The organism is Leptospira alstonii serovar Sichuan str. 79601, assembly GCF_000347175.1.
GTDB lineage: Bacteria > Spirochaetota > Leptospiria > Leptospirales > Leptospiraceae > Leptospira > Leptospira alstonii.
This window is the reverse complement of the sequence record NZ_ANIK01000074.1, coordinates 1-7,761: the sequence shown is the minus strand read 5'-3', so window position 1 is coordinate 7,761 and position 7,761 is coordinate 1. Positions and strand designations below refer to the sequence as shown.

The following is a 7,761-nucleotide window of genomic DNA, read 5'->3' as shown; positions in this document are numbered from 1 at the left end:
AGCGAAGCTGAGATGAGCGATCCATAGAGAGCGAGACAAACAAAAGCCGCGAAGCGAAAGCGTTGTTTCTCAGCGAAGCTGAGATGAGCGATCCATAGAGAGCGAGACAAACAAAAGCCGCGAAGCGAAAAACTCAATGTTGCTCACTAGAAGCCGCGCTTTCAGCTCCAATCAACAAATTGATGTTTTACTAAAAAAACGTAACTCGTTCGTCATATCAATGAAAACGTAAACGGATGGAGAATTGATTTTTCAATAACTCTAAAATCGAAATCAAACGCTTCGTTTTAAAATTACGGGAACGCTCACTCCAAGAAATACGAGTCGACTTTTTTTCGGAAGAAATTAGAAATCAAAAACGAACCTTGGATAAAAGTGATATGTTCTTACGCGTATTCTTATTGCCCTTCTTTATATTCTACCTTCCGATTCAATATCGGATCGGAAGTAACGGAATCGGAGGAATCGTCTTAGTGGGAATCCTACTTTGCGGTTCGATTTTTTTTCGGATATGGAAAAAAGAATCTTTCTCATCTTTCATTGTTTCGCCCGTTCTACTCGTTTCGTATTGGTCCTTGTTCGTTTTTGCGGAAGGAATTTTCTATACAAAAGCCGCGTTGGATTCTTTTTTCCTAGGCGATTTCGATTATACGGCTCAACTTAGAATGATCGTTCCTACGATTGACGGAAACATCTTTCAAACACAGTATTACGGATCGGAAGAGAACGCGAACTTTCTCTCTCATCATATGACTCCCGGAATTTTACTTTTGACTCCCTTTCCGATTCTGTTCGGTTCCGAACTCGGATTAGGAGCCGGGGTATTTTTTTTCGCATCGCTCACGATTCCTCTTTTGTATCATTACTTAAGGGAATGTTCCGTCTCCGAAGAACTCGCCCTCTGCGCGACGCTCCTTTGGTCCGGATCGTCCGGTTTCTACCGCTTGAACCATTCCTTGCACTTCGAAGTTCTGGTTCCGATCCTTTGTTTATGCGTATTCATCGGAATTCAAAAACGAAAACATTGGATTACCACCGTAAGCCTCTGTTTCTTTTTGGGAATCAAGGAGGACGTCGCGATCTACATGGCCGCCCTTGCCGTCGGCATGATTGCGGCCGACAACAAAAGAAAAAAAGAATGGATTTCCGTTTTTATTACTTGCGTATTTTATTATTTTCTTATATTTCCGATCTTAAACGACCTGGCCGGAAATTCCGCGGAAAAAAATTGGAAAGAATACTGGGGAACGGGAACCGAAAATCCGACCTTCGCGGTTTTGAATTACATTCAAAATTCGGAAAGTAGGTTTCAGTATTGGAAAGGAATCCGGGATCTAAGTTTGGAATGGGGTTTTTGGAACCTGACCGGAGGTTGGTTATTACTTCCCTTTTTAGGTTTGTATTCCGTGTTTCGGTTATCGATCCATCCTTGGGTGAGGGATTTATACAGCTATTATATATATCCCCTCGTTCCCTTCTTGATTTTATTCTTAAGAACCGGAGCCGAATGGATTCAAAATCGAACCGGCAAACCCGAAACGAAATTCTTATCTTCCGTTTCTAAGGAAAAAAAAATTTTAATCGCTCTCATCCTTAGTTTTTGCGTTTCTATTTATAGGAATTCCAAGGAAACCGAATATCCGATCGTATTCGAATCCAAACCGGAATTGGCGGCGGAATTGAAAAACCTCCTGGAACAAATCCCAGCCGGAAAATCCGTCTCGGCAGGATTTCATCTTTCGCCCTTTGTCTCTTTAAAAAATCCCGTATATCCGATTCGGGAAGATCGAAAATGGAAAGAGTGGATCCTTATCAATCGCGAATACAATTCCCCCTATTTGAGTTCCGCAAAAATTCTAGAACGAATCGATGCGGACGTGCGCGGAGGTGAATTACGCTGGGTTCAAAAAACGAATCGTTTCGGTTTATTGCGTCTAAACGGACCTTTGTCCGACGCGCCTTAGAAAACGAAACGTATTCAAAATTTTTAATTTTAGAATATTTTAAAATTATTTACAATATTCCTTCAAACGATTTTTAGCATCCGCGTATCCCAACTCCAAAGATTTTTGAAAATCCTTACACGCCGACGGAGTTTTCTTTAAAAAAACATAAGCAAGACCCCTGTTATGAAACGCAACCTCGTCCTTCGGATTGAATTGTAACACTTTCGTATAACTCAGAACCGATTCCGAATATTTCCGCAAACCGTACTGAGCGTAAGCCAGTTCAAAAAAAGCATAGGTGTTTTTTTTATCCAGGTTTACGGCCTTTCGGGCGTCGTCAAGAGCCTCGGAATAATCTTTATAATGATTCTCACAACGCGCCTTGTGACCGTAAAGTTCGGCGTTTTTGTTTTCACCGAGTGAAATCGCTTTTTGAAAGTCCTCGATCGCCTGTTTACAATCGTCGATCATCTCGTTTCCGTAACCTTTAGAAAGAAAGGCGGATTTTTTTTGAGGATCGATTTCAACAGCCTTGTTGAAATCCTTTACGGCCTCGTCGTACCGTTTCAAAGTGTATTTGGCCAGACCTCGATAGTAATAACCGGAAGCGTCCCCCGGAACCAATATCAAATATTTGGAATATTCTTCGATCGCTTGGAGATAATCCCCCCTTTCGTTCGCACTATAAGCTCCGTTAAAAATTTCGTTCGGATCTTGGCTCGTAGAAACGTTAGGATCGGGGGAAGAAACGGTGTTAGGCGGATTCGAAGTCGCCAAACTCGTCTTGATTTCTTCGATCAAAGAGAGGACGACCTTTCCTATTTCTTCGATCTGCGAAATTTTGGCATTGGCGGCGTTAGGGTCCGAATTCGCTTTTTCGGGAAAAAATAAACCGAAAGCAAGAAGAATGATCCCGAGAATGAAAAACCAACCGAGTATTCTATTTTCCATCAGATCATAAAAAACCGACATCTTTCGGAATTCAACTTTTTATTGATTCGAAAGCTTCCGGTTCTAACCTTTTTGTGCCTTGTATAAATTAAAGTGAGTTTCAATGCGAAAACGATTGAGGCGGAATCGACAAATTGGAATAACACAAAATTTCGCTTTTAAAACGGGATTCGTTTCAAAATTCACGGTATTCTATTATACGGGGATCGGTGAGCGCCGCCTATTCGTGGTGCAATCGAAAGATCATACCTTAGGAAGAAATACGTGAAAAATCGTTTTACCCGGTTCCGATTCGAGTTCGATTCTTCCTTCGTGTTTTTTTACGATCCTGCGAGAGATGTCCAAACCCAAGCCGCTTCCTTCTCCGGGACCTTTTGTGGTAAAAAAAGGATCGAAGATCTTTTCCCGCACTTCCGACGGAACCCCGGGGCCGTTGTCCTGAATCGAAACCCGAACCTCGTCCTTTTGATCTTGAATTGAAATCCGGATCTTTCCCTTAAAACGCATCGCTTGCAAAGAATTGTATATTATGTTTGTCCAAACTTGGACGAGGTCGTCCGGATAGGCGGCAATCATGGGGCGATTTTGAAAATCCAGTTCCACGTCCACCCCGCCTTTGATTTTGTTGTGATAGATCGTCAAAACGGTCTCTATGTTTTCCGCAAGGTCGGTGAGCACCTTTCCCCTATTTTCCTCGGTATCGATATGCGCGTAACTTTTCAAAGCGTAAACGATTTTAGAAGTCCTATCCACGGCCAATCGGATCGAAAGTATATTTTTATACGTATGAATCTCTTCCAAAGCGAACTTAACCAAAGGATAATATTCAGGATCCGTAAATAATAATGGAAATTCCTCCAACGCGGAAGGAAGTCCGTTGTCCAAAAGCCGATCAGCGATATCGTGCGCATTTTCGTAACCCAACGCAGTCAATTTCGTCTTCATGGCATTCAAAGCGGCTCGTTTATTCTCTCTGGAAAGGATACCTTCCTTACTTTCGATTCCCTTTCGAATCAATTCGGAAAGATTATGAACAAATTCGGCTCCCACCGAAGAAAATTCGTGACCTAATTTTTCCATTCTCTCGGCGGACGAATTCAAATAGGCCCTCAATTCTCCGCTGAGAGCCGAGATGGCGCCTAACGGATTATTGATCTCGTGCGCGATCCCGGCCACGAGTTGTCCCAATGCGGCCATTTTTTCCGATTGAATCAACTGTTCCTGGGTTCTTTGCAGATTTTCAAGAGCGTCGGCCAATTCGGAGGTTCGGACTTTTACCGCCTTTTCCAATTCTTCCTTGGCCTCTTTTCTCTCCGCGTTTAAAAGAAGCTGCGTGACTTGTTCGGCGACCGTTACCACGAATTGTTTTTCGTATCCCATCCAACGTCTCAACTCTCCCCTGTGTTCAAGGCAAACGACTCCTTTGATCTTACCTCGGAGAAAAAAAGGAGCGTCCAATAAGGAACTGATCTCGAAGGGTTTGCTATAGGAGTCGGCGAACTCGGAAGTTCTCGGATCGTTAATTACGTCCACGGCGTCCACAAATCGATCGGTCTGAATGGCTTCAAAATATTTAGGATAACTCGTGAGAGTCATATTCATTTTTTCTAAATAAGTTTTAGTCTTTCGATCCCAGCCGACCACAAGGGTCAATATGTTCGGATCATCCTTGTCGAAAATCCAAATCGAAGCGCGATCGCAGTCGGCAACTTCAGAAACCATGATTACGATTTTTTTCGCGCCTGATTCGAAATTACCGGATGCGAATTCCGAATCGGTTGCCATTTCCATAAGCGCCTGCGCGTGTAAGGCGATCCGCCTCGACTGTTCTTCTCTTTCTCTAATGGCGGCTTTCTTCTGCGTAATGTCCCTTGCAATGGCGATCGTAATCTGGTTATCTCCTATGTTTACGCGCCTGGCTGAAAACAGAGCGTCTACGATCTCCCCGTTTTTCTTTTTAAACTGAACTTCGTAATCTCTGATAATTCCTTCCCGTTCCAGGATATCCATCACCTTTTTCCTGTCTTTGGGGTCGTTCCAAATTCCCAACTCTAAGGGTATTTTACCGATCACTTCTTCTTTGGAATATTGGAGCATTTCCGAAAAGTGTTCGTTTACTTGAATATACCTTCCGTTCTTAAGATCGTTGAGAGTGATCGTATCCGGATTCATTTCGAAAATCATTTCAAAAAGATCTTTGCTAAGACTCAGTTCTTCGTAGAGTGTTCTTCTTTCCTCTTCCGATTTTTTCTTTTCGGTGATATCCGTTGCCAAGGAGACCACTTGTTTTCTTCCGTCGAGTTCTATGATTCTCGCGGAATAAAGGATCGGAACGACGGTTCCGTCCGAGGCCAGATAAACGGTCTCTAAATTTTTGACCTCTTTTTTTTGGGAAAGAAGTTCGTAGACCTCGCTTCTGAAATTCGGAGCCTTATCCCATACGTGAATTTCGGGAGTTGTCTTACCGATCACATCCTCGCGTTTCATTTTAGCCATTTCCAAAAATCGTTCGTTTACGTCCAGGATCGTACGATTTTCCCAGTCGGTGACAACGAGAGCGGAAGGAGTCAATTGGAATAGTTTCTGAAATAGATCCTTACTTTTTACCAATTCGTTCGCGAGGTTTTCCAACTCTTGCGCATAAGCTTTGATTTCGGTAATATCGTGACCGATCGCGAGGATTTTCTTTTCACCGAACGATTCGACAAATCTCGCCGAAAAAAGAATGGGTTTCACTTTTCCATCCGCGGTTCTCATTCCGATTTCGAGATTACGAACGATTCCGTCTCTTTGAAGCAATTCGATTATTTTTTCCCGCTCCTTCAGATTGTAATAAACTCCGAGTTCGATCACAGTTTTGGAAAGTACTTCCTCCTTAGATTTCCCGGTATATTCCAAAAAGCGGTCGTTTATTTCCAAAAAAACTCCATTCAAAGTCGTTAATGTAATTGCCGAAGGGTTCAGACGAAAAATCTGACTCAGGATCTCCTCTTTCTCTCGAACCTCGTCGAGTAATCTTTGTTTTTCCTTTTCTTCCTTGATCCTATCGGTCATCGGAACCGTGATACTCAAAAGAGCGGTCCGTCCCTTGTATTCGATCGGCTGCGCGGAAAAAAGTCCCCAAAATTCGGCGCCCTTTGTGGTTCTAAACGGCATTTCGATACTGTCCACAAAACCTTCACGTTTTATAGTCGCAAAAATCGTTTCTCTAACCTCGGATGAAAACCAAACTCCCAACTCGGTCATCGTTTTTCCGACTAATTTTTCCGGATCGTATTCTATTTGTTCGGCGAATTTGCGGTTCACTTCCAATAGTTTACCCGTATCGATTTCGGAAATCGCCATCGGAAAAGGGTTTAAGACGAAAATCCTTCGAAGCGCTTCCCAACCTTCTTTGATCTCATCGTAGAGTTGTTTACGAACTTCTTCGTTTCGTTTTTGTTCCGAGATGTCTCTGATAATTCCCCAAATCGCGGTCGGATTTTTGTATTCGTCTCGGATAACGTATGCTTTTACGGAAATTGCGATGATACTTCCGTCTTTGCGAAAATATTCTTTTTCAAACTCTTGAGAATAACCGGAAGATAAAAGATTCTCTTCAAATGTTTTTCTATCCCAACCCGTGGGAATCAAAAACCAAAAATTGTTTTTTCGAAGTTCTTCAAGAGTATATCCCATTAGAATTTGAAAGGCAGGATTCGCTTCTAAAAAGGAGCCGTTCAAGTCCGCAATGGCGATTCCGTCTCGACTGGTTTCGAAAATCTGTCGAAAGAATTCGGAATTGAGTAGATTTGAATCCAAAGCTTTCATGAGTAGGGATTATAATAAAAGACGGCTAAATCTTAAAGAGATCGCAGAAAACAAAAAATCATTTTACTCCGAAATCCGGAATTTTTCGAGTTCTAACGAAAACTTGTCCCGAAAAACATCCGCATTCTTCGGGCTTAAGCTCATATAAGTTTGACTTAAAAAGATTGGACGAATTGAAGCGGGATCGCGCTTGAACTCAATGTTGCTGCCTGTCGAGCGATCCATTGAAACTATAGCGTCAGTCTAAATTAAAGTAACGTGAGTTCGGTATAAAAAAATTGGGGCGAATAAGAAACTAAAGTGCGTTCGCTCTTATCGAAGATAAGAAATAGCGACCCGTAGAAGAATTGTTGCACTGAGTTTAGGAAAGTTCTGCATTTTAGTTTTTCCTGATTTTGGGTGGGTAAACTAAGAGTCCGTCCCAAAATCTGAAAAGAAAAACGTGGGAGTTCCCACAAAAACCATCGCCCTATATTATTTTTGCGGTTTTGAACCGTTTTTTCGCGGAAAGTCTCCGCAGGAGTTCCTACATTGAACGCTCTGGGGACAAATTCTAAAGTAATCGAGCGAAGTTTGGAATGAGTTCTTCAGTTTTCTTGAAAAAGTTTTCGTTTTTCGCGCAAATTGGATCCATTCTACCCGTTCCCAGAACCGTATTTGGTATGGGCACTTTGTTAATTAACTCCGATTGTAAAATCAGTTCGACTCTTGGGGAGAATCGTTCCGAAACGGTTACTCTTTTGATTCCGGAAGATACTTGGATTCGTTTCTCCGAGAAAGATGTGAAATTACTTCCCAGGAGAATTCCGGAACTTTTGAGAACGTACGGAAAATATCTTTCCGCTACAAAACGTCTCGGGAAAAAAGCGGGCAGAACCTTGTATCAGACCAGTCCCGGAAAATTGAAGATGAAACGAGTGAACGTTAGAGTTAACACCGGGAGTTGGACCCTCTTTGGAACGCTCGCACAGGCTCATGGCGTGTCTCGCTGTTATCTTTTCAATTATCTTCTGTGGTTGGAGGACCTCGAAGTCGGGGATTCTATTCTTTACAC

The 7,761-nt window shown here is 42.5% G+C and carries 4 protein-coding genes; 2 read left to right on the top strand and 2 right to left on the bottom strand.

Translation table 11 applies throughout. The annotated features are described in order from the left end of the window. Positions 1-380: 380 nt before the first annotated feature. A complete protein-coding gene (locus LEP1GSC194_RS15125) occupies positions 381-1,964 on the top strand; it encodes a DUF2079 domain-containing protein (RefSeq protein ID WP_020774407.1) in 1,584 nt (527 codons plus the stop codon). Positions 1,965-2,009: 45 nt separating this feature from the next. Here LEP1GSC194_RS15125 and LEP1GSC194_RS15120 read toward each other — a convergent pair whose 3' ends face one another. Then, positions 2,010-2,897, bottom strand: a complete 888-nt coding sequence (locus LEP1GSC194_RS15120; RefSeq protein ID WP_020774408.1) for a tetratricopeptide repeat protein — start codon at positions 2,895-2,897, stop codon at positions 2,010-2,012. A gap of 243 nt (positions 2,898-3,140) precedes the next feature. Then, the gene (locus tag LEP1GSC194_RS15115; protein ID WP_020774405.1) at positions 3,141-6,707 is read right to left on the bottom strand and encodes a PAS domain S-box protein; all 3,567 of its coding nucleotides are present in this window, start codon (positions 6,705-6,707) and stop codon (positions 3,141-3,143) included. A 662-nt stretch (positions 6,708-7,369) separates the two neighbouring features. Between LEP1GSC194_RS15115 and LEP1GSC194_RS15110 the strand changes: the two genes are divergently transcribed. Next, positions 7,370-7,761 (top strand): DUF1564 domain-containing protein (locus tag LEP1GSC194_RS15110; protein ID WP_020774406.1); only part of this gene is annotated, 392 nt, incomplete at its 3' end.